The 1,950-nt window shown below is 63.4% G+C and carries 1 protein-coding gene and 1 pseudogene; both read left to right on the forward strand.

All coding sequences use genetic code 11. From position 1 onward, the window contains the following. Positions 1-1,713, forward strand: a 1,713-nt coding sequence (locus AC5ZFO_RS47800) for a ribonucleoside-diphosphate reductase subunit alpha (RefSeq protein WP_496124241.1), incomplete at its 5' end; no start/stop codon positions are given. A gap of 10 nt (positions 1,714-1,723) precedes the next feature. Beyond that, positions 1,724-1,950, forward strand: a pseudogene (locus AC5ZFO_RS47805) (ribonucleotide-diphosphate reductase subunit beta); the annotation flags it as partial.

Raw genomic sequence — 1,950 nt, forward strand, 5'->3', positions numbered from 1 at the left:
AAATATTCCGGCGGCCTCGGCAACGACTGGACGCCGGTGCGCGGCCTCGGCGCCCACATCAAGGGCACCAACGGCGAGAGCCAGGGCATTATTCCATTCCTGAAGGTCGCCAACGATACCGCAATTGCCGTCAACCAGGGCGGCAAGCGCAAGGGCGCAGTCTGCGCCTATCTGGAGACCTGGCACGTCGACATCGAAGAATTCCTCGACCTGCGCAAGAACACCGGGGACGACCGCCGCCGTACCCACGACATGAACACGGCCAATTGGGTGCCGGACCTGTTCATGCAGCGCGTCGATGCCGATGGCGAATGGACGCTGTTTTCGCCGGACGAGACGCCCGATTTGCACGATCTCTACGGCGAGGCGTTCAAGTCGGCTTACGAGGCCTATGAGGCCAGGGCGAAAGCCGGCGGCATGCGCGTCTTCAAGACCGTGCGCGCGAGCGACCTCTGGCGTCGCATGCTGACCATGCTGTTCGAGACCGGTCATCCCTGGATCACCTTTAAGGACCCCTGCAATCTGCGTTCGCCGCAACGCCACGTGGGCGTGATCCATTCCTCGAACCTCTGCACCGAGATCACGCTGAACACCTTCGCCGACGAGGTCGCGGTCTGCAATCTCGGCTCCGTCAACATGCTCAACCATGTCGGCGCTAACGGGACCGACCACGCCAAGCTGAAGCGGACGGTGACGACAGCCGTACGGATGCTCGACAACGTTATCGACATCAATTTCTACACGATCCCCGAAGCGCGCCGTTCCAACATGCGTCATCGTCCCGTCGGGCTCGGCCTGATGGGCTTTCAGGAAGCGCTTCAGGTCCAGCGCATTCCGACCGCGTCCGACGCGGCCGTGGCGTTTGCCGACACCAGCATGGAGGCAATCTCGTTCCACGCGATCGAGGCGTCGTCCGATCTCGCCGCGGAGCGCGGACGCTATCCGAGCTTCGAGGGCTCGCTGTGGTCGAAGGGCGTCTTGCCGCTCGACTCCATCCAGCTTCTCGCCGACGCGCGCGGTGGTCTCGACGTCGATCGCTCCGCAACGCTCGACTGGGATCGCATCCGCAAGAAGGTCACGTCCAGCGGCATGCGCAACTCGAACGTCATGGCGATCGCGCCGACGGCGACGATCTCCAACATCTGCGGCGTCTCGCAGTCGGTCGAGCCGAACTACCAGAACCTGTTCGTGAAATCGAACATGTCCGGGGACTTCACGGTCGTGAACGAGTTCCTGGTCCGCGACCTCAAGGCGAGGGGGCTTTGGGACGAGGTCATGGTTTCCGATCTCAAATATTTCGACGGCAGCGTCGGCCAGATCGACCGCGTTCCTGACGATCTGAAGGCGCTCTACGCCACCGCCTTCGAGATCGACAGCGCCTGGCTGATCGAGGCGGCCGCGCGTCGGCAGAAATGGATCGACCAGTCGCAGTCGCTCAACCTCTATATCGCCAATCCCTCCGGCAAGAAGCTCGATGCGCTCTACCGGCTGGCCTGGCGACGCGGGTTGAAGACGACCTACTATTTGCGCTCCCGCAGCGCCACGCATGTCGAGAAATCGACGTTGAAGGGCACCGATGGAAAGCTCAATGCGGTGTCCGCGTCAGTGGCGGTGTCGCACGCGCCGATCATGATCCCGACCGCAGCGGCACCGGACCTCGACGGCATCAAGGCCTGCCGGATTGACGATCCCGAATGCGAAGCGTGCCAGTGAGGAGATGACGATGCTCGACTGGTCCGATACCGAAACCACAGCAGCCGCTCCGGCCGCCTCAAGTCTCGCCACCGCACTGCGTCCGCAGACCCAGCTCAGGCTCGAGCCGGCCGACCCGACCGGCTTAGGCGCGATCGATCGCGCCGGCGGCCGCGTCTCGGTCGACGAGAAGCGGATGATCAACTGCCGCGCCGACGTCAACCAGCTGCTTCCGCTGAAGTACAAATGGGCCTGGGA

It is taken from the genome of Bradyrhizobium sp. Unk1, from assembly GCF_059512345.1.